Source organism: Micromonospora sp. WMMC264 (assembly GCF_027497275.1).
In the GTDB taxonomy this organism is placed as follows: Bacteria; Actinomycetota; Actinomycetes; order Mycobacteriales; family Micromonosporaceae; genus Micromonospora; species Micromonospora chalcea.
Genome location: NZ_CP114907.1, coordinates 3484908 through 3505095, shown reverse-complemented (window position 1 = coordinate 3505095; position 20188 = coordinate 3484908). Strand labels below are relative to the sequence as shown.

Annotated in this window: 18 protein-coding genes; 11 read left to right on the top strand and 7 right to left on the bottom strand. The window is 73.0% G+C overall.

The features are described 5' to 3' along the window. Positions 1-7: 7 nt before the first annotated feature. Together O7542_RS14910 and O7542_RS14905 are read left to right on the top strand one after the other, a co-directional pair. Positions 8-676: a hypothetical protein gene (locus tag O7542_RS14910; protein ID WP_281604754.1), complete on the top strand. Its 669-nt coding sequence runs from the start codon at positions 8-10 to the stop codon at positions 674-676. Positions 677-939: 263 nt separating this feature from the next. Next, entirely contained in the window at positions 940-1941 is a 1002-nt protein-coding gene (locus O7542_RS14905) for an aldo/keto reductase (RefSeq protein ID WP_281606476.1), read from the top strand. Positions 1942-1971: 30 nt separating this feature from the next. Here the strand turns inward: O7542_RS14905 and O7542_RS14900 are convergent, their stop codons facing one another. Continuing rightward, a complete protein-coding gene (locus tag O7542_RS14900; protein WP_064448894.1) occupies positions 1972-4128 on the bottom strand; it encodes an elongation factor G-like protein EF-G2 in 2157 nt (718 codons plus the stop codon). Between the two features lie 252 nt (positions 4129-4380). Between O7542_RS14900 and pgsA the strand changes: the two genes are divergently transcribed. From pgsA to O7542_RS14865, 7 genes are all read left to right on the top strand, one after another. Continuing rightward, complete coding sequence (pgsA, locus tag O7542_RS14895) at positions 4381-5001, top strand: phosphatidylinositol phosphate synthase (protein ID WP_043325003.1); 621 nt, start codon at positions 4381-4383, stop codon at positions 4999-5001. Next, positions 4998-5930: a phosphatidylinositol mannoside acyltransferase gene (locus O7542_RS14890; protein WP_064448893.1), complete on the top strand. Its 933-nt coding sequence runs from the start codon at positions 4998-5000 to the stop codon at positions 5928-5930. The genes pgsA and O7542_RS14890 overlap by 4 nt, the downstream gene beginning before the upstream one ends. 12 nt (positions 5931-5942) lie before the next feature. Continuing rightward, positions 5943-7103 carry a glycosyltransferase family 4 protein gene (locus tag O7542_RS14885; protein ID WP_043325002.1) on the top strand — a complete coding sequence of 387 codons (1161 nt, stop codon included), beginning with the start codon at positions 5943-5945 and terminating at the stop codon, positions 7101-7103. 83 nt (positions 7104-7186) lie between these two features. Continuing rightward, positions 7187-7690 carry a hypothetical protein gene (locus tag O7542_RS14880; protein ID WP_043325001.1) on the top strand — a complete coding sequence of 168 codons (504 nt, stop codon included), beginning with the start codon at positions 7187-7189 and terminating at the stop codon, positions 7688-7690. A 125-nt stretch (positions 7691-7815) separates the two neighbouring features. Further along, on the top strand, positions 7816-8727 hold the full coding sequence (gene pdxS / locus O7542_RS14875; RefSeq protein WP_187693718.1) for a pyridoxal 5'-phosphate synthase lyase subunit PdxS: 912 nt from the start codon (positions 7816-7818) through the stop codon (positions 8725-8727). Between the two features lie 76 nt (positions 8728-8803). Continuing rightward, positions 8804-9409, top strand: coding sequence for a pyridoxal 5'-phosphate synthase glutaminase subunit PdxT (gene pdxT, locus O7542_RS14870; RefSeq protein WP_043324999.1), 606 nt, complete (start codon positions 8804-8806; stop codon positions 9407-9409). A gap of 234 nt (positions 9410-9643) precedes the next feature. After that, the gene (locus tag O7542_RS14865) at positions 9644-10393 is read left to right on the top strand and encodes a YebC/PmpR family DNA-binding transcriptional regulator (protein WP_043324998.1); all 750 of its coding nucleotides are present in this window, start codon (positions 9644-9646) and stop codon (positions 10391-10393) included. A 67-nt stretch (positions 10394-10460) separates the two neighbouring features. On the opposite strand, the gene O7542_RS14860 is transcribed toward O7542_RS14865, so the two are convergent. The 4 genes from O7542_RS14860 to O7542_RS14845 all read right to left on the bottom strand — a co-directional run bounded on the left by O7542_RS14860 (position 10461) and on the right by O7542_RS14845 (position 14457). After that, positions 10461-11522, bottom strand: a complete 1062-nt coding sequence (locus O7542_RS14860; RefSeq protein ID WP_113973161.1) for an ABC transporter permease — start codon at positions 11520-11522, stop codon at positions 10461-10463. Continuing rightward, entirely contained in the window at positions 11519-12412 is an 894-nt protein-coding gene (locus O7542_RS14855) for an ATP-binding cassette domain-containing protein (protein ID WP_043324996.1), read from the bottom strand. The genes O7542_RS14860 and O7542_RS14855 overlap by 4 nt, the downstream gene beginning before the upstream one ends. A gap of 81 nt (positions 12413-12493) precedes the next feature. Then, a complete protein-coding gene (locus tag O7542_RS14850; protein WP_281604753.1) occupies positions 12494-13171 on the bottom strand; it encodes a response regulator transcription factor in 678 nt (225 codons plus the stop codon). Then, on the bottom strand, positions 13168-14457 hold the full coding sequence (locus tag O7542_RS14845; RefSeq protein WP_043324994.1) for a sensor histidine kinase: 1290 nt from the start codon (positions 14455-14457) through the stop codon (positions 13168-13170). Before O7542_RS14845 ends, O7542_RS14850 begins: the two co-directional genes overlap by 4 nt. An 87-nt stretch (positions 14458-14544) precedes the next feature. On the opposite strand from O7542_RS14845, the gene O7542_RS14840 reads away from it, so the two are divergent. Beyond that, a complete protein-coding gene (locus O7542_RS14840; protein ID WP_043324993.1) occupies positions 14545-15105 on the top strand; it encodes a GNAT family protein in 561 nt (186 codons plus the stop codon). Positions 15106-15167: 62 nt separating this feature from the next. Here the strand turns inward: O7542_RS14840 and O7542_RS14835 are convergent, their stop codons facing one another. Then, on the bottom strand, positions 15168-16109 hold the full coding sequence (locus O7542_RS14835; RefSeq protein WP_113973160.1) for a permease prefix domain 1-containing protein: 942 nt from the start codon (positions 16107-16109) through the stop codon (positions 15168-15170). After that, positions 16106-16447 (bottom strand): PadR family transcriptional regulator, encoded by a 342-nt coding sequence (locus O7542_RS14830; RefSeq protein ID WP_043324991.1) that lies wholly within the window; start codon positions 16445-16447, stop codon positions 16106-16108. Before O7542_RS14830 ends, O7542_RS14835 begins: the two co-directional genes overlap by 4 nt. A 184-nt stretch (positions 16448-16631) precedes the next feature. On the opposite strand from O7542_RS14830, the gene dnaE reads away from it, so the two are divergent. Continuing rightward, complete coding sequence (gene dnaE / locus O7542_RS14825) at positions 16632-20165, top strand: DNA polymerase III subunit alpha (RefSeq protein ID WP_064448535.1); 3534 nt, start codon at positions 16632-16634, stop codon at positions 20163-20165. Positions 20166-20188: the final 23 nt, after the last annotated feature.

Genomic DNA, 20188 nt, shown 5'->3' with positions numbered 1-20188 from the left:
CTTGCGCATGGCTCTCCTGCACCGCGCGGAACTGCGCCCCTCGAAACTGGAGCTGCTCGTACCCTGGCTGCCCGGCCGGTCCTGGTTCGCCGGGGAGGCGGGCGCGGAGGTCACCCGGGTCGCGGCGTACCGGTTCGACGATCCGGCCGGTGAGGTGGGCGTCGAGACGCTGCTCGTGCGCGCCGGTGACGGCCCGGTGCTCCAGGTGCCGCTGACCTACCGGGGCGCGCCGCTGGCCGGGGCGGACGACTTCCTCGTGGGTCTCGTCGAGCACTCGGTGCTCGGCCGCCGCTGGGTGTACGACGCCTGCGGCGACCCGGTGTACCCGCCGCTGCTTGCTGCCGCAGTGCTCGCCGACGCCGGCCAGGCCGAGGAGTATTTCGAGGTCGACGGCAAGCGTGAGATGCGTCCGGCGAGCATGACGCTGACCGGCAGCCGTACCGGCCGTCCGGTGCCGACGGGTCCGGCTTCGGCTGGTGCGGTGTCGGCTGGTTCGGTGTCGGCTGGTTCGGTTTCGACCGGCTCGGGTGACGGCGGCGTGACGGTGGTCCGGGTGGGGGACGTCGAGCTGGCGGTGGTCCGGCGGCCCGTACCGGCCGAGGTGCCGGGCTCCGGCGGGCTCACCGGCTCCTGGCCGGGCCAGGACGAGCCGGTGCTGCTGGCCTACGCGCGCTGACGGCTCGCCGGGCGGCGGCGTTCCTCCGCAGAGCCGGATCGGGAGGGATGACCTCGGACCGATATACCTCAGAGTCATATTTATGACTCTGAGGTATATCGCTTCACCGCGAACGTCCACCGCCTGGCGTCACGCGGCGTGACCGCGCCCGGACTCTTCGGCTACGAACCGGCCCGCGATCGCCGGGAAGATGACAGGATGCGGCGGTGGCAGTCGACAAGCGACAGTTGGGGCGCAGCGGCATCGAGGTGAGCGCCCTCGGTATGGGGTGCTGGGCCATCGGCGGCCCCTGGGCCGAGGGCGCCCGCCCGCTGGGCTGGGGCCAGGTCGACGACGACGAGTCGGTACGCGCGATCCGCCGCGCGCTCGACCTCGGTGTCACGCTGTTCGACACCGCCGACACGTACGGCGCCGGGCACGGCGAGCGGGTGCTCGGCCGGGCGCTCGCCGGGCGGCGCGGCGAGGCCGTGATCGCCACGAAGTTCGGCTACACGTTCGACGAGAGCGCCCGGCAGGCCACCGGGGAGAACGCCTCGCCGCACTACCTGCGCCGGGCGGTGACCGACTCGCTGCGCCGGCTGGCCACCGACCACATCGACCTCTACCAGCTGCACCTCGGTGACCTGCCGCTGCCCCGGGCCGAGGCGCTCATCGGCACGCTCGACGACCTGATGGACGACGGCCTGATCCGCGCGTACGGCTGGAGTACCGACCGGGCCGACCGGGCCGCCGCGTTCGCCCAGGTCGCCCGGGGCGCCGCCGCCGTGCAGCACGCGCTGTCGGTGCTCCGCGACGCCCCGGCCATGCTCGACGCCTGCGACAAGCACGACCTGGCCAGCCTGGCCCGGGGACCGCTCGGGATGGGGCTGCTCACCGGCAAGTACACGCCGGAGTCGACGCTGCCCCGCGACGACGTACGCGGACTCGGGCCGACCTGGCTGGAGTGGTTCCGCAGCGGCCGGCCCGCCCCGGAGTGGCTGCGCCGGGTCGCCGCCGTCCGCGACGCGTTGACCGCCGACGGCCGTACCCTCGCCCAGGGGGCGATCGGGTGGATCTGGGCGCGCAGCGGCCGCGCGGTGCCGATCCCCGGCGCCCGTACCGTCGCCCAGGTCGAGGAGAACGCGGCAGCGCTGAGCTGGGGTCCGCTCGCCCCGGACCACTTCGCCGAGGTGGAGCGGCAGCTGGCGGCGGTACGCTCGGCAGCCCTCCGGGACGCCGACCGCCCCCACTGGCCGATGCCCCCGGTCCCCGCCGTCCGCCCCTGACCCCGCGGCGGGTGGGCGGGGCGGGCGGGGTCAGTGGGAGGTGGACTCCTTGCGGGCCTGGTCGGCCAGGTGGGCCGGCATGGGGTCGTGGCGGGCGAACTCGCGGCGGAACGTTCCCGTGCCGGCGGTCATCGAGCGCAGCTCCACCGCGTACCGCAGCAGCTCCGTGGCGGGCACCTCGGCGCGGACCAGCGTGCGGCCCTCGGCGTCCGGGTCCGGCTCGGTGCCGAGCACCCGGCCGCGCCGCCCGGACAGGTCGCCCATCACCGCGCCGACCGACGAGTCCGGCACCCGCACGGTGATCTCGTCGACCGGCTCCAGCAGCGTCGGCTGGCCCTTCTCGGCGGCGTCACGCAGCGCCAGCGCGCCGGCGGTCTGGAACGCGGCGTCGGAGGAGTCGACGCTGTGCGCCTTCCCGTCCACGAGCGTCACCCGCAGGTCCACCACCGGGTAGCCGGCGACCAGACCGCGTTCCATCTGCGCCCGTACACCCTTCTCCACCGACGGGATGTAGTTGTGCGGGACCGCGCCGCCGACCACCCGGTCGACGAACTCGAAGCCGGCGCCCCGGGGCAGCGGCTCCACCTCGATGTCGCAGACCGCGTACTGACCGTGTCCGCCGGACTGCTTGACGTGCCGGCCGTGCCCGCGCGCGGCGGCGCCGAACGTCTCGCGCAGCGGCACCCGGACCGGCTCGGTGTCCAGCTCGACCCCGCCGCCGCGCAGCCGGTCGAGCACCACGTCGGCGTGCGCCTCGCCCATGCACCACAGCACCAGCTGGTGGGTCTCCGCGTTGCGTTCCAGCCGCAGCGTCGGGTCACCGGCGACCAGCCGGGACAGGTTGCGGGCCAGCGCGTCCTCGTCGGCCCGGCTGCGCGCCACGATCGCCACCGGCAGCAGCGGCTCGGGCATCTCCCAGGGCGCGACCAGCAGCGGGTCGTCCTTGGCCGAGATGGTGTCGCCGGTCTCCGCGCTGCCCGACTTGGTGATCGCGCACAGGTCACCGGCGACGCAGGCGGCCACCTCGCGCAGCGTCGCGCCCAGCGGGGTGTAGACGTGGCCGACCCGCTCGTCGGCGTCGTGGTCGGGGTGGCCGCGCTCGGCCATGCCGTGACCGGACACGTGGATGACCTGGTCGGGGCGGAGCGTGCCGGAGAAGACGCGCACCAGCGAGACCCGCCCGACGTGCCTGTCGACTGTCGTCTTGACCACCTCGGCGACGAGCGGGCCGTCCGGGTCGCAGGTCAGCGGCGGGCGGGGCGAGCCGTCCACGCCGGTGACCGGCGGCAGGTCGTGCTCCAGCGGCGACGGGAACGCCGCGACCAGGCCGTCGAGCAGCGCGTCCAGGCCCACGCCGGTCTCCGCGCAGACCGGCACCACCGGGTAGAAGTGGCCGCGGGCCACAGCGGTCTCCAGGTCGGTGATGAGCACCTCGGGGTCGATCTCCTCGCCGCCGAGGTAGCGGTCCATGAGGGTCTCGTCCTCGCTCTCCGCGATGATCCCCTCGATCAGCTCGTTGCGGGACTCCTGGATGGCCGGCAGGTGCTCCGGGTCCGGCTCGCGTACCTCCGGCGGCAGCCCGGCCGAGTAGTCGTACACCCGGCGGGTGATCAGGCCCATCAGGCCGGCCACCGACTCGCCGTCGTCGCCGAGCATCGGCAGGTAGAGCGGGAGCACGTTGTCGCCGAAGACGCGCTGGCACAGCGCCACCGCCTCGTCGAAGTCGGCCCGCGGGTGGTCCAGCCGGGAGACCGCCACCGCGCGGGGCATGTCGACGGCGGCGCACTCCTCCCACAGGGCGGCCGTGGCGGCGTCCATGCCGTCGACGGCGGAAACCACGAACAGCGCCGCGTCGGCGGCGCGCAGCCCGGCGCGCAGCTCGCCGACGAAGTCGCCGTAGCCCGGCGTGTCCAGCAGGTTGACCTTGACGTCGCGGTGCACCAGCGGCGCGCAGGCCAGGCTGACCGAGCGCTGCTGCCGTACGGCGGCGGGGTCGTGGTCGCAGACGGTGGTGCCCTCGGTGACGGCGCCGGCCCGGCCGATCGTGCCGCTGGCGGCCAGCAGCGCCTCGACGAGAGTCGTCTTGCCGGCGCCGGAGTGCCCGACGAGCACCACGTTGCGAACCCTGCCGGGCTCGGTCACCACCGGCGCGCCGCCGGTGACACCCTTCTCGTTCTTCTGCGCCATCGCGGCGCACCTCCCTCAACCGGTGGTGGTGGCGACCGCCGCGGGCGACGGGGGAGCGGACCCGGGACGGGCGCCGCGGCGATATCTTCCGGTGATCTCCTGCTGGCCGGGAACGCGGACCGGTGATCCGGTGAACTGGCTCACCTCCTGGCTCGATCTCACACCCGCGCGAGTGCGGGCACAAGGGCCGTCGGGCGGGTCGTGTGCCCGGCTGTGTCCCCGGCGGTTGCGGGCCGTTATCGTGGGACCGCCATGGCGAAGATCTTCCAAGTGACGGCCCGCGCGGGCATGACCCGCGTCGTGGAGCCGATCGCCCGTGCGCTGCTGCGTGCGGGCGTGTCCCCCAACGCGGTCACCGTGACCGGCACCGTCGGCGTGCTCGTGGGCGCGCTCGGCTTCGGCGCGCGCGGCCATCTGGTCGCCGGCGCGCTGATCGTCACGGTCTTCGCCCTCACCGACCTGCTCGACGGCACGATGGCGCGGATGAGCGGCGGGTCCACCCGGTTCGGGGCGTTCCTCGACTCGAGCATGGACCGGGTCGCCGACAGCGCGGTGTTCGGCGCGGTCGCGTACTGGCTGGCCACCGAGCACGACTACTCGGGCGTGGCGGCGGCGCTGATCTGCCTGGCCGCGGGCGGGCTGGTCTCCTACGTCAAGGCCCGCGCCGAGGGCCTCGGGATGACCTGCAACGTGGGCATCGCCGAACGCACCGAGCGGCTGCTCATCGTCGGCGTCGGCGGCCTGCTCACCGGCCTTGGCGTACCGCTGGCGCTGGAGATCGCGCTCTGGCTGCTCGCCGCCGTCTCGATCTTCACCGTCGGGCAGCGGATGGCCCACGTGTACCGCCAGGCCCAGCAGGTCGGCGTCGAGTGAACCTCACCGAGGCGGGCTTCGTCGCGGGCTGGCGCCTGATCCGGGCGCTGCCCCGGCCCGTCGCGGCCGCGGCCTTCCGGGCGGGCGCCGACCGCGCCCACCGCAAGGACGGCGGGGGTACGCGCCGGCTGCGCGCCAACCTGCGCCGGGTGGTCGGCCCGGAACTGCCCGACGCGGAGCTGGACGCGCTGGTGCGCGAGGGCCTGCGCTCGTACGCCCGGTACTGGATGGAGGCGTTCCGGCTGCCCGGCCTGAGCCGGGCGCAGATCCTCGCCGGGTTCCGCCTGGACGGGCAGGAACTGCTCGCCGCCGACGTGGCGGCCGGGCGGGGCGCGGTGGTGGCGCTGCCGCACGCCGGCAACTGGGACGCGGCCGGCGCCTGGGTGGCGGCCACCGGCTGGCCGATGACCACGGTGGCCGAGCGGCTCCCGGACGGCGTCTACGAGCGGTTCGTCGGGTTCCGGGAAGGGCTGGGCATGGAGATCCTGCCCAACACCGGCGGCCCGCGTCCCGCGTTCGACGTGCTGGTGGACCGGCTGCGCGCCGGCTACGTGGTGCCGCTGCTGGCCGACCGGGACCTGTCGGCCCGGGGCGTGGAGGTCGACTTCTTCGGCGGCCGGACCCGGATGCCGGCCGGGCCGGCGCTGCTGGCGATCCGCACCGGCGCGCCGCTCTACGTGGCCTCGATGTGGTACGAGCCGGACGCGGCGTGCGCGTCGATCGACGGCCCGCTGCCGCTGCCGGACCCGGACAGCGCCCCGCTGGACGAGCGGGTCCGCGCGGTGACGCAGCGGATTGCCGACGGTCTGGCGGCGGGCATCGCCCGGCATCCGCAAGACTGGCACATGTTGCAGCGGATGTGGCTGGACCAGGGCCGGGACGGTACGCCCACGTCGGCGGCGCCGCCGGCCACCACCGGGACGGTCTAGGGGGAGGGCGCAGTGCGTATCGGCATCGTGTGCCCGTACTCGTTCGACGTGCCGGGCGGGGTGCAGAACCACGTCATGGACCTGGCCGAGGCGCTGCTCGGGCTCGGCCACGAGGTGAGCGTGCTGGCGCCGGCCGACGAGGACTCGGCGCTGCCGCCGTACGTGGTGTCGGCCGGGCGGGCGGTGCCGCTGCCGTACAACGGGTCGGTGGCCCGGATCGCGTTCGGCCCGGTCTCCACCGCCCGGGTGCGGCGCTGGATCACCCGGGGCGACTTCGACGTGCTGCACGTGCACGAGCCGCTCACGCCGAGCCTGTCGATGCTGGCCGTGCTCTGCGCCCGCGGCCCGGTGGTGGCCACGTTCCACACCGCGATGACCCGTTCCCGGGTGCTGTCGGCCGCGCAGGGCGCGCTGCAGATCGTGCTGGAGCGGATCACCGCCCGGATCGCGGTGAGCGCGCTGGCCCGCAAGGTGCAGGTCGAGCACATGGACGGCGGCGCGGTGGAGATCCCCAACGGGGTGGCGGTGGCGAAGTTCGCCGGGGTGCCGCCGCTGCCCGGCTGGCCGGGGGAGTGCGCGCCGGGCACCGGCGGCACGCTGGGTTTCCTGGGCCGGTTCACCGAGCCGCGCAAGGGCTTCCCGATCCTGCGGGACGCGTTCGTCGCGCTCGCGCCGCACCGCCCCGGGCTGCGCCTGCTGGTCGCCGGGCCGGGCGACGCCGACGAGCTGTACGGGCGGTTCCCGGCCGCCCTGCGCGACCGGGTCACGTTCCTCGGCCTGGTCTCCGAGGCGGACAAGGCACGCATGTTGCGCAGCGTGCACCTCTACGTCGCACCGAACACCGGCGGGGAATCCTTCGGGATGATCCTCACCGAGGCGCTGGCCGCCGGGACGACTGTGGTCGCCAGCGACCTGGACGCGTTCCGCCGGGTGCTCGACGGCGGCCGGGCCGGACAGCTGTTCCCGACCGGCGACGCGGCGGCGCTGGGCGGCGCGCTGTCCGAGCTGCTCGACGACGCCGGCCGCCGCGCCGGGCTGACCGCCTGCGGCGACCAGGTGGTGGCGAATTTCGACTGGCCCGTGGTTGCCCGCCGTGTTCTGGAGGTATACGCAGCCGCGATCGAGGCCACCGACGGCCGGGTCATGGACCAGGAGTGGGCGGGACTGGGCTGACCGGGGTGGCCGCTGCGGCCGCTGTGACGAGCGCGTCGACCGGTGCCCCGCGCCGGGCGGGCGGGATGAGGAGCAGCACTACGATGCCGGGCATGTGGTGGGTGGTGGGCGCGGTCGGTGTGCTCGGGCTGGTCTCGGCGTACCTGATCTGGACCTCCGGCCGGGTGCAGCGGCTGCAGGTCCGCGCGGACTCGGCGGCCCGCGCGCTGGAGGCGCACCTGCTGCGCCGCGCGGCCGCCGCCGCGGTCCTGGCCGAGCAGCGGTACGGCGTGGAGCTGTACGCCGCCGCCCGGATCGCGCTCGACGCCGCCCCGGAGGAGCGCGAGGCGGCCGAGAACGACCTGACCCGGCAGTTGCGGGCGGTGCGGCTGGACCCGGACGACCCGGGCTGCGCGGCGGTGATCGCGGCGAGCCGCCGGCTGGCGCTGGCCCGGCAGGTGCACACCGACCTGGTCCGGGACGCCCGCTCGGCGCGCAGCCGCCCGGTGGTGCGGCTGTTCCGGATGGGGCGGGGGCGGGAGTGGCCCCGCTACTTCGACATCGACGATCCCACGCTGGCCTCCCCGGCGGACGTGACCACCGGCTGACCGCCGGTCGTGACCGGGGCCACACGGCAGGCCACCGGGGGTTCGATTGGCGCTCGGAGCGGCGTCGCGACGGTCGTAGCATTCCTGCGCAGTCACCTCCCGAGCACGCCGAGGAGCGATGTCCCGTGTCTGAGTCCGCAGCCCCGACCCCCGCCACCGCCGTCGGCACCGCCCGCGTCAAGCGCGGCATGGCCGAGATGCTCAAGGGCGGTGTGATCATGGACGTGGTCACCCCCGAGCAGGCGAAGATCGCCGAGGACGCCGGCGCCGTGGCCGTGATGGCGCTGGAGCGGGTCCCGGCCGACATCCGCGCCCAGGGCGGCGTGTCCCGGATGAGCGACCCCGACATGATCGACGGCATCATCTCCGCCGTCTCGATCCCGGTGATGGCCAAGGCCCGGATCGGGCACTTCGTCGAGGCCCAGGTCCTCCAGGCGCTCGGCGTCGACTACGTCGACGAGTCCGAGGTGCTGACCCCGGCCGACTACGCCAACCACATCGACAAGTGGGCGTTCACCGTCCCGTTCGTGTGCGGCGCGACCAACCTGGGCGAGGCGCTGCGCCGGATCACCGAGGGCGCCGCCATGATCCGCTCGAAGGGTGAGGCGGGCACCGGTGACGTCTCCAACGCCACCACCCACATGCGCAAGATCCGGCAGGAGATCCGCCGGCTCCAGTCGCTGCCCGACGACGAGCTGTACGTGGCGGCCAAGGAGCTGCAGGCGCCGTACGAGCTGGTCAAGGAGGTCGCCGAGCAGGGCAAGCTGCCGGTCGTGCTGTTCACCGCGGGCGGCATCGCGACCCCCGCCGACGCGGCCATGATGATGCAGCTCGGCGCCGAGGGCGTCTTCGTCGGCTCGGGCATCTTCAAGTCCGGCAACCCGGCGCAGCGGGCCGCCGCGATCGTCAAGGCGACCACGTTCCACGACGACCCGGACGTGCTCGCCAAGGTGTCGCGCGGGCTGGGCGAGGCGATGGTCGGCATCAACGTCGACGAGATCCCGCAGCCGCACCGCCTCGCCGAGCGCGGCTGGTGAGTGAAAGGAAGGGCCCCCTGTTAACGCCTCCGGTAGAGGCGGGGCCCCTTGTTAACACGGTGGCGGGAGGAGCGGCGTGACCGTACCGGTGATCGGCGTGCTCGCGCTGCAGGGCGACGTACGCGAGCACGTCGCGGCGCTGACCGGCGCGGGCGCCGACGCCCGGCCGGTGCGGCGCCCCGGCGAGCTGGACGCGGTCGACGGCCTGGTGGTGCCCGGCGGCGAGTCGACCACGATCAGCAAGCTGGTGGACATCTTCGAGATGCGCGAGCCGATCGACAAGCGGATCGCCGCCGGCATGCCGGTCTACGGCTCCTGCGCCGGCATGATCATGCTGGCCGTCGAGGTGCTGGACGGCCGCCCCGACCAGCGCGGCTTCGCCGGCGTCGACATGACGGTGCGGCGCAACGCGTTCGGCCGTCAGGTCGACTCGTTCGAGGCGCCGGTGGCGCTCACCGGCGTCGACGGCGGCCCGTTCCACGCCGTGTTCATCAGGGCGCCGTGGGTCGAGCGCGTCGGCCCCGACGTCGAGGTGCTCGGCCGGGTGACAGACGGCCCGGCCGCGGACCGGATCGTCGCGGTACGGCAGGGCAACCTGCTGGCCACCTCGTTCCACCCGGAGCTGACCGGCGACCTGCGCCTGCACCGCCACTTCGTGGAACTGGTCCGGGCGAGCCGCTGAGCGGCCGGTCCGTCCCTGATTGTGCCGGTTCGGGCGGCCCGGGGCGGGCCGCTGCCGTGCGGCGCGTGACAGTGACCCGGCCCCCGCCGGTAGGATTGCCGAGATTCGGCAGGGCCATCAGCCCGCCGCGGCTCCCAGCAGAGATCACGGCACCTCGGCGTCGGCGTGCGCCGGCGGGGGAGCGGGGCGTGTGGTGCGGTCGATGCAGACGGCGGGTAGCAACGGAGGTAACAGATGTCCGGCCACTCAAAGTGGGCGACGACCAAGCACAAGAAGGCGGTCATCGACGCCAAGCGCGGCAAGATGTTCGCCAAGCTGATCAAGAACGTCGAGGTGGCCGCCCGTACCGGCGGTGGTGACCCGGCCGGCAACCCGACTCTCTACGACGCCATCCAGAAGGCGAAGAAGAACTCGGTCCCGAACGACAACATCGACCGCGCGGTCAAGCGCGGCTCCGGCCTGGAGGCCGGCGGCGCCGACTGGCAGACGATCATGTACGAGGGTTACGGCCCGAACGGCGTGGCGATGCTGATCGAGTGCCTCACCGACAACCGCAACCGTGCCGCCACCGAGGTGCGCACCGCGCTGACCCGCAACGGCGGCTCGCTGGCCGACGCCGGCTCGGTGTCGTACATGTTCTCCCGCAAGGGGGTGGTGATCGTCCCCAAGGGCGGCACGACCGAGGACGACGTGATGATGGCAGTGCTCGACGCGGGCGCGGAGGAGGTCAACGACCTCGGCGAGGCGTACGAGGTGGTGTCCGAGCCGGGCGACCTGATCGCGGTCCGCACCGCGCTGCAGGACGCCGGCATCGAGTACGAGTCGGCCGAGTCCTCCCTCATCCCCAGCGTGAACGTGCCGCTGGACGAGGAGGGCGCGCGCAAGATCTTCAAGCTGATCGACGTGCTGGAGGACTGCGACGACGTGCAGAACGTCTACGCCAACTTCGACGTGTCCGACGAGGTGATGGCCGCGGTCGGCTGACCCCGGTCCGACGTGCCGAGCGCCGGCTCCCCGCTGCGGGGTGGCCGGCGCTCGGCGTATGCCGTCGTCAGCCGATCGGCTCGCGCTGCCGCCACGCCGCCCGCACCGAGGTCCGCCCGTTGGTGCGCAGCAGCGAGCCCTCGTAGACCCGGGCCCCGGCGAGCAGGAACCCGGCCGCCGCGAGCAGCAGCAGCGCCAGCGACACGAACGGCTCCCACGTCGCCGCGTCACCGGTGAACAGCCGTACCGGCATCGCTGTGGGCGCGGAGATCGGCAGGTACGACAGGACCCGCATCGCGGTGGCGTTGTCGTTGAGGAACACCACCGCGAAGAACGGCGCCATCACGGCGAGCTGCACCGGGGTGGACGCCCCGGCGATGTCCTCCTGCCGGTTCACCAGTGCCCCGGCCGCCGCCCACATCGCCGCCAGCAGCAGGAAGCCGCACAGGAAGAACGGCACGAACCAGCCGATCGCGGGCGCGATCAGGCCCAGCAGGTCACCGCCGTCGGTCAGGCGCATCCCGATCAGCGCGACCGCCGCGATCAGCGTGATCTGCCCCAGCGCCAGCGCGCCCGCGGCGAGGATCTTGCCGGCCAGCAGCGCCCGGGCCGGCACGGCGGCCACCAGGATCTCCACGATCCGGGTCTGCTTCTCCTCGGTGACGCTCTGCGCGATCTGCAACCCGAACGTCTGGGACATGAAGAAGAAGACGAACGCGAAGGCGAACGGCACCAGGTACGCGACGAGTGGATCCACCGCGTCCGGGTCCAGCAGCTTCACCTGCGGGGCCGCGCTGAGCGCGGCGACCACGTCGTCCGGGGCCCGCTCGTCGGCGACCACCACCGGACCGGCCACCACCGCGGCGTCCGCGTCGCCGTCGCGTACCGCCTGCTCGGCGGCGCCGTCGTCGGCGACCAGCAGGACGTCCAGCCCGGCCGCGCGCAGCGGTTCGGCGCCGGCCGCGGTCACCGCCACCGTGGACGGGCCGCTGCTCAGCATCGCCGGCACCACGGTGGCCACGACGGCGAGCAGCAGGAAGATCAGCGTGCTGTAGAGGAACGTCTTGTCGCGGACCTTGACCTTGATCTCGCGGGCCGCGACCAGCCGGGTGGCCTGGAACGTGTTCACTGGTTGACCTCTCGGAAGATCTCGGCGAGGGACGGGGTGACCGGGCCGAACGCGCGTACCGGGCCGCGTTCCAGCGCCGCGCGCAGCACCGCCTGGTCGTCGGCGGGCGGGTCCACCTCGAACACGGCGCGCGCGCCGTCGAGGTCGACCAGCCGCACGCCGGGCTGGTCCCGCAGCCAGCCGGCGTCGCCGTCCACCACGAGCGAGAACCGGGGCAACGTGTACGCGGCGCGCAGCTCCTCGCGGGCGCCGGCGGCCCGGATCGTCCCGCCGGCGATGAGCACCAGGTCGTCGCAGAGCCGCTCCACCACGTCGAGCTGGTGGCTGGAGAACAGCACCGGCGCTCCGGCGGCGGCACGTTCCCGCAGCACCGCGACCACCATGTCGACGGCGAGCGGGTCGAGCCCGGAGAACGGCTCGTCCAGGATCAGCACCTCCGGGTCGTGCACCAGCGCGGCGGCGATCTGCGCGCGCTGCTGGTTGCCCAGCGACAGCGTCTCCAGCAGGTCGTCGGCCCGCTCGCCGAGACCGACCCGCTCCAGCAGCGCGTCGGTGCGGCGGCGCGCCCCGGCGGCGTCCAGCCCGTACAGGCGGCCGAGGTGGACCACCTGCTCGCGGGGCGTCATCTTCGGGTAGAGGCCGCGTTCCTCGGGCATGTAGCCGAACCGGGCCCGGTCCTCCCGGGTGAGCCGGTGTCCCCGCCAGGTGACCTGCCCGGCGTCCGGGGCGAGCACGCCGAGGATGATGCGCATGGTGGTGGTCTTGCCGGCGCCGTTGCCGCCGACGAACCCGGTCATGCGCCCGGCGGTCACGTCGAAGGAGACGTCTTTGAGCACCTGACGGCCGCCGAAGCTGCGGTCGACGCCGTCGAGGCGGAGCACGCTGGTCATGATCCCGACGCTACGGCCGGCGCCCGCACCCGTCGTCCCACCGCGGAACGATCACGTGGTCCGCCCTGCGGCGGACCGGCGTCATCCGCCGGGCCGGACCACCCCGTGCTCGTACGCGAACACCACCGCCTGCACCCGGTCGCGCAGCCCCAGCTTGGCCAGTACGCGGCTGACGTGGGTCTTCACCGTCGCCTCGCCGACGCGCAGCACGTCCGCGATCTCGGCGTTGCTGGCGCCGCTCGCGACCAGCTCCAGCACCTCCCGCTCGCGCGGGGTCAGGTCCGCCGTCGCCGCGTCGTGCCGGGGGTCCGGCGGCGCCCCGCCGGGCCGGGCGAACGTGGAGATCACCCGCCGGGTCAGCGCCGGCGCGATCAGCCCTTCGCCGCGCGCCACCACCCGCACCGCCTCGACCAGGTCCTCCGGGGTGCCGTTCTTCAGCAGGAAGCCGCTCGCCCCGGCGCGCAGCGCCGCGAACAGATAGTCGTCCCGGTCGAACGTGGTGAGGATCAGCACCGCCGCGCCGCCCGGCGTCGAGTCGGCGGTGATCCGGCGCGTGGCCTCCAGCCCGTCGAGCACCGGCATCTCCACGTCCATCAGCACCACGTCCGGCCGCAGCGCGGACGCCATCGACACGGCGCGCTGCCCGTCGGCGGCCTCGCCGACCACCTCGATGTCGTCCTCGACCTCCAGGATGACCCGGAAACCGGTCCGGACCAGGTGCTGGTCGTCGACGAGCAGCACCCGTACCGGCGCGTTCACGCCGCCCGCCCGGCGGCCTCGACCGGCAGCGGCATGCGGGCCCGGACGCGGAACCCGCCGCCGGGGCGCGGCCCGGCCTCCACCTCACCGCCGTGGGCGGCGACCCGCTCCCGCATGCCGATCAGGCCGAGTCCGGTCCCGGCCGCCGGCGCGCCGCCCTGTCCGTCGTCGCTCACGTCGATCTCCAACTCCCTCGCCAGATAGCGGATGCGCACGTCCAGCGTGGTGGCGTGGGCGTGCTTGACCACGTTCGTCACCGCCTCCTGGACGATCCGGTAGGCCGCCTGCGACACCGAGCGCGGCAGCGGCACCGGCTCCCCGTACACCCCGAGGTCGGCCCGTAGCCCGGTCTCCCGGGCCCGGTCGACGAGCGCGCGGACCTGGTCGATGCCGGCGGTGTCCTCCGGCGCGGTGACCGCGCCGGCCGCGGCGTCCGGGTCGCGCAGCACGCCGAGCATCCGGCGCAGCTCGTCGACGGAGGTGCGGGCCGTCTGCTCGATGGCGGCCAGCGCGGTACGCGCCTTGTCCCGGTCCCGGTCGAACACGCGCCGGCACGCGGCGGCCTGCACGCCCATCACCGACACGTGGTGGGCGACCACGTCGTGCAGTTCGCGGGCGATGCGGACCCGCTCGCCCATCACCGCGCGCTCGCGCGCCTCCGCCTGGGAGCGGCGCAGCTGCTCGGCCTGTTCGCGTAGCTCGTGCCGGCGGCGCGCGGCCACCCAGGCGGTCTGCCCGGAGTAGTAGGCGAAGCCGAAGAACAGCACGTTGTAGAGCACACCGTTCACCACTGCGGCGAGCACCGGCGGCACCGGGCCGGCGGCGTCGGCGAAGGAGGCAGCGGAGATCTGGTCGGCCCGCAACGCGAGGGACAGCCAGAGCCAGGCGAACATCGCGACGATGATGCCGGCCCGCAGCCGCCCGGCCAGCCGCCGGTCGGTGCCCCACGCGCCGAGCGTGAACAGGGCGGCGAACAGCGCGCCCGACGGGATCTGGGCCAGCGGGACCGCCCGGGCCTGCCCGGCGACGAAGGCGACGGCCACGATCACCGCGACGGTGGCGGGCCAGCGCCGCCGTACGGCCAGCGGGGCGGTCACCGCGACGGTCCACCAGACCTGCTCGGCGACGCTCGGCGGCGGCCCGAGCAGGAACGCCCCGGTGCTGTACGCCAGGGTCAGCTCGAACAGGGCCAGCACGGTGACCGCGAGCCCGACCCAGAGGTCGGCGCGGAACTGCGCCGCCGTGGGAGCCGGCCGGCGCCAGGCGGTGGTGGGTGCGGTGCTCACCGTACGACCATGCCACCGACCGGGCCGTCGCGGTGGCCGGGGCGTAATCGGGTGGGCCGGACGACAGTGCCGACGTAGCCTGCCGGGGTGTTCGTGCCTGATCTGCCGTTGCGTACCGAGCGTCTGCTGCTGCGCGCCTTCACCGCCGCGGACGTGACCGTGCTCCGGGACTACCGGGGCCGCCCGGAGGTCACCCGCTACCTCTACCACGAGCCGTACGACGACGGCGCCGCCCGGGCCGCGATCGAGCGGCTGGTCCGGCGGACCGCGCTGCGCGCCCCCGGCGACGTGCTCAACCTCGCCGTGACGGTCGCGGACACCGGCGAGTTCGTCGGCGACGTGCTGCTGAGCTGGACCAGCGGAGAGCACCGGCAGGGCGAGATCGGGTACGTGGCGCATCCCGCGCACACCGGCCGCGGCTACGTCACCGAGGCGGCCCGGGAACTGCTGCGGATCGGCTTCGACGGGCTGGGCCTGCACCGGATCGTCGGCCGGCTGGACGCCCGCAACACCGCCTCGGCCCGGTTGCTGGAGCGGCTCGGCATGCGCCGGGAGGCGCACCTGCGGGAGAACGAGTTCGTCAAGGGGGAGTGGACCGACGAGGTGGTCTACGCGCTGCTGGCCCGGGAGTGGCGGGCGGCGGCCTGACTGCCCGCGTACCCGGAAGGGCCCGGCACGCCCTCGACGGGGCGTGCCGGGCCGGGCGTGGCTCAGGTGGCGCGGGCGGCCTTGACCGCGCTGTCGATCACGTCCCAGATCGCGACCAGCACGACCACCGCGCCCGCCACCCGGGCGAACTCGACGGTGCCGCCGTCGCGCAGCCAGGCGAACCGCTCGACCAGCTCCGGGTTGAGCAGCCGGTCGGTGGCGAGCAGCCAGAGCACCGGGGCGGCGAAGGCGACGTTGAGCACCGCGTTGACCGCCACCAGGGGCCAGGTCCACCGGCCGGACCGGTACTTGGCGATCTCCAGGCCGACGGTGGCCAGCAGCACCACGATCAGGGCCGGCAGCCAGAAGCTCCAGAGCGCCGGGTCGAGCGCCGGCAGCCGGGTGCCGTCGTCGGTGGTCCAGCGCTGGAAGTGCTGGCCGATCAGGAGGCCGATGGTGGCGAGCAGGAACACCACCGAGGCGATGCTGTCGGAGTGGTTGATCTGCCGTTCCCGGGTCTCCTCGGGGAGCTGGTCGACGGTCCACTCGGGCAGGCCGAGCGGGGTGCGGGTGCGTTCCAGCACGGCGAACACCAGCGTGACCCAGAACGCGATCTGCACCGCGGTCTGCATGGCGGCCACGATCGCCGCGCCGATCGCCGCGCCCGGCTCGCCGTCGACGAGCGCCTTCGTGACGCCGGAGAGCACGCCGACGATCGCCGGGATCCAGGTGAGCAGCAGTCGCAGCAGCCGCCACCAGGTCAGGTAGTAGCGCGGGCCGATGAGTTGCAGCGTGCGGTCGCTGTAGCGGGCCGCGAGCTTCTCCGGGTGGCCCAGCTCGGTGAGCACCTCGCGTTCGGCGGAGGCGTGGTCCTGCCCGCCCGCGGTCCGGTCGTCGATCATGTCGGCGATGGAGCCGCGCAGTTCCTCGGCGAGTTCCAGGCGGCGCTGCGCGGGCACGGCCCGCATGGTGGCGGCGACGTAACGGTCGGTCAGGGAACTCATCGTTCCGCTCCTTCGATCAGGTCGGTGACGGACGTCCGCACCGCGGTCATGTCGTCGAGCAGGCGGTTCAGGACGGACTCGCCGTCGTCGCTGGTCCGGTAGAACTTGCGCGGCCGGCTCTCCTCGGTGTTCCACTCGCTGGTCAGCAGGCCCTGGTCCTCCAGCCGGCGCAGCAGCGGGTAGAGCGTGTTGGCGTCGACCGCGAAGCCGTGCGCGGCCAGCCGTTGCAGCAGGGCGTATCCGTAGTCGGGGCGGCGCAGGGCGACCAGGCTGGCCACCACGACAGTGCCGCGCCGTAGCTCCTGGAGGTGGGTCCGGAGGACCTCTTCGCTGACCATGCTCAACACGATAGTGTGTGCCACACACCATTGCAATAGAGAAGAACATCGCGTGCCGCACACCGGCCGGCCGGAGAGACCCGGGCCACGCCCGGCGCGGACGGTGGAGCCCGCGAGATCACCTCGGTAGGGTGGGTCGGTCGACTCCGACGCAGCTTGATCCACAACCCGGGGGGCGCCACGCATGGGCGATTCGTTCGCGCATCTGCACGTACACACCGAGTACTCGATGCTCGACGGGGCGGCCCGGCTCAAGGACCTCTTCGCCGAGGCGGCGCGGCTCGGCATGCCGGCGGTGGCGATCACCGACCACGGCAACATGCACGGCGCGAACGACTTCTACAAGCAGGCCATGGACGCCGGGGTCAAGCCCATCCTCGGCGTCGAGGCGTACGTCGCGCCGGAGTCGCGCTTCCACAAGGCGCGGGTCAAGTGGGGGCGCCCCGAGCAGAAGAGCGACGACGTCTCCGGCAACGGCGCGATCACCCACATGACCATGTGGGCGGCCAACCGCGACGGCCTGCACAACCTGTTCAAGCTCAACTCCCGCGCCTCCATGGAGGGCCACTACGTGAAGTGGCCCCGGATGGACATGGAGCTGATCGCCGAGCACGCCCAGGGCATCATGGCCACCACCGGCTGCCCGTCCGGCGCGGTGCAGACCCGGCTGCGGCTCGGCCAGTTCGACGAGGCGCTCAAGGTCGCCGCCGCCTATCAGGACATCTTCGGCAAGGACAACTACTTCCTGGAGATCATGGACCACGGCCTCGACATCGAGCGCCGCGTCCGCGACGGGCTCACCGAGATCGCCCGCAAGCTCGACATCCCGCCGGTGGTCACGAACGACTCGCACTACACGCACGAGGCGCAGGCCGAGGCGCACGACGTGCTGCTCTGCGTACAGACCGGCAGCAACGTGGCCGACCCCAACCGGTTCCGGTTCGAGGGCGGCGGCTACTTCGTCAAGTCCGCCGACCAGATGCGCGCCGTCGACTCCTCCGAGCTGTGGCAGCAGGGCTGCCGCAATACGCTGCTGGTGGCCGAGAAGGTCGACCCGGCCGGCATGTTCACGTTCCACAACCTGATGCCGCGCTTCCCGATCCCCGAGGGCGAGACCGAGGAGTCCTGGTTCCGCAAGGAGACCTTCGCCGGGCTGAAGCGCCGCTTCCCCAACGGCATCCCCGAGGGCCACGTCGTCCAGGCCGAGTACGAGCTGGGCGTCATCATCCAGATGGGCTTCCCGTCGTACTTCCTCGTGGTCGCCGACTTCATCCAGTGGGCCAAGAGCCAGGGCATCGCGGTCGGCCCCGGGCGTGGCTCGGCGGCCGGCTCGCTCGTGGCGTACGCGCTCGGCATCACCGACCTCGACCCGATCCCGCACGGCCTGATCTTCGAGCGGTTCCTCAACCCCGAGCGCGTCTCCATGCCCGATGTCGACATCGACTTCGACGAGCGCCGGCGCGGTGAGGTCATCAAGTACGTGACCGACAAGTGGGGCGAGGACAAGGTCGCGCAGATCGCCACGTTCGGCACGATCAAGGCGAAGGCCGCGATCAAGGACTCGGCCCGGGTGCTCGGCTACCCGTACGCGGTCGGCGACCGGATCACCAAGGCCATGCCCCCGGCGGTGATGGGCAAGGACATCCCGCTGTCCGGCATCTTCGACCCGAAGCACCCCCGCTACGCCGAGGCGGGCGAGATCCGTGGCCTCTACGAGTCCGACCCGGACGTCAAGAAGGTCATCGAGACCGCCAAGGGCATCGAGGGCCTGATCCGGCAGACAGGTGTGCACGCCGCCGGTGTCATCATGTCCGCCGAGCCGATCATCGAGCACATCCCGCTCATGCGGCGCGACTCCGACGGCGTCATCATCACGCAGTTCGACTACCCGACCTGCGAGTCGCTCGGGCTGCTGAAGATGGACTTCCTCGGCCTGCGCAACCTGACGATCATCGACGACGCGGTGAAGAACATCCAGCTCAACCACGGCCGGGAGCTGGACCTGCTCGGCCTGCCGCTGGACGACAAACCGGCGTACGAGCTGCTGGCCCGCGGCGACACGCTCGGCGTGTTCCAGCTCGACGGCGGGCCGATGCGCTCGCTGCTGCGGCTGATGAAACCGGACAACTTCGAGGACATCTCCGCCGTCCTCGCGCTCTACCGGCCCGGCCCGATGGGCGTGGACTCGCACACCAACTACGCGCTGCGCAAGAACGGCCTCCAGGAGATCACCCCGATCCACCCGGAGCTGGAGGAGCCGCTGCGCGAGATCCTCGCGCCCACCTACGGCCTGATCGTCTACCAGGAGCAGGTGCAGCGCGCCGCGCAGATCCTCGCCGGCTACACGCTCGGCCAGGCCGACCTGCTGCGCCGGGCGATGGGCAAGAAGAAGAAGGAGATCCTCGACAAGGAGTTCATCCCGTTCCGGGACGGCTGCCGCGAGCGCGGCTACTCCGACGAGGCCATCCAGGCCGTGTGGGACGTGCTGGTCCCGTTCGCCGGCTACGCCTTCAACAAGGCCCACTCCGCCGCGTACGGCCTGGTCTCCTACTGGACCGCGTACCTCAAGGCGCACTACCCGGCCGAGTACATGGCCGCCCTGCTCACCTCCGTCGGTGACGACAAGGACAAGATGGCGATGTACCTGTCCGAGTGCCGCCGGATGCGCATCCAGGTGCTGCCGCCGGACGTCAACACCTCGGCCGGGCCGTTCACCCCGGTCGGCGAGGAGATCCGCTTCGGTCTCGGCGCGGTACGCAACGTCGGCGCGAACGTGGTCGCCTCGATCATGCGGTGCCGCGAGGAGAAGGGCGACTACGCCGACTTCTACGACTTCCTGTCCAAGGTCGACGCCGTGGTCTGCAACAAGAAGACAATCGAATCGCTGATCAAGGCCGGGGCGTTCGACGCGCTCGGCCACCCGCGCAAGGGCCTGCTCGCAGTGCACGCCGACGCCATCGACGCGTACGCCGACGTCAAGCGCAAGGAGGCGGTCGGCCAGTACGACCTGTTCGGCGCGGGCTTCGGCGAGTCCGAGACCGGCGGCACCACCACTGTCATGCCGGTCATCGGCGAGGGGGAGTGGGACAAGCGCGACAAGCTCGCGTTCGAGCGCGAGATGCTCGGCCTGTACGTCTCCGACCACCCGCTGTTCGGCCTGGAACACGTGCTCGGCGCGGCGGCGGACACCACCATCGCCGCGCTGTCGGAGGAGGGCACGGTGCCCGACGGCGCGGTGGTCACCCTGGCCGGCATCCTCTCCGGCGTGCAGCGCCGGGTCACCAAGCAGGGCCGGGCGTGGGCGTCGGCCACCCTGGAGGACCTGGCCGGCGGCGTGGAGACGCTGTTCTTCCCGAACACGTACGAGGTGATCGGCCAGTACATCGCCGAGGACGCGATCGTGGTGGTCAAGGGCCGGGTCGACCGGCGCGACGACACCCCGCGCATCATGGCGATGGACATGTCCATGCCGGACGTCACCAGCAACCCGGCGAACAAGCCGGTCACGCTCACCATCCCGGTGCACCGCTGCACGCCGCCGCTGGTGGAACGGCTCAAGGAGACGCTCGTGCTGCACCCCGGCGACACCGAGGTGCACGTCAAGCTGCTCAACGGCGGCAAGGTCACCACGCTGCGCCTCGGCCCGTTCCGGGTCGCGCCGACCACTGCGCTGATGGGTGACCTGAAGAGCGTGCTCGGCCCGGCCAACGTGAGCTGACCGGGCCGAGCGGGGACGTGCCG

Bases quoted from the DNA above. Each gene is read 5' to 3' on its own strand.
- O7542_RS14910 (WP_281604754.1), top strand. From the start codon at position 8: ATGGCTCTCCTGCACCGCGCGGAACTGCGCCCCTCGAAACTGGAGCTG.
- pgsA (WP_043325003.1), top strand. From the start codon at position 4,381: ATGGCGAAGATCTTCCAAGTGACGGCCCGCGCGGGCATGACCCGCGTC.
- dnaE (WP_064448535.1), top strand. From the start codon at position 16,632: ATGGGCGATTCGTTCGCGCATCTGCACGTACACACCGAGTACTCGATG.
- O7542_RS14905 (WP_281606476.1), top strand. From the start codon at position 940: ATGGGGTGCTGGGCCATCGGCGGCCCCTGGGCCGAGGGCGCCCGCCCG.
- O7542_RS14830 (WP_043324991.1), bottom strand. From the start codon at position 16,447: ATGGTCAGCGAAGAGGTCCTCCGGACCCACCTCCAGGAGCTACGGCGC.
- O7542_RS14855 (WP_043324996.1), bottom strand. From the start codon at position 12,412: ATGACCAGCGTGCTCCGCCTCGACGGCGTCGACCGCAGCTTCGGCGGC.
- O7542_RS14865 (WP_043324998.1), top strand. From the start codon at position 9,644: ATGTCCGGCCACTCAAAGTGGGCGACGACCAAGCACAAGAAGGCGGTC.
- O7542_RS14880 (WP_043325001.1), top strand. From the start codon at position 7,187: ATGCCGGGCATGTGGTGGGTGGTGGGCGCGGTCGGTGTGCTCGGGCTG.
- O7542_RS14900 (WP_064448894.1), bottom strand. From the start codon at position 4,128: ATGGCGCAGAAGAACGAGAAGGGTGTCACCGGCGGCGCGCCGGTGGTG.
- O7542_RS14835 (WP_113973160.1), bottom strand. From the start codon at position 16,109: ATGAGTTCCCTGACCGACCGTTACGTCGCCGCCACCATGCGGGCCGTG.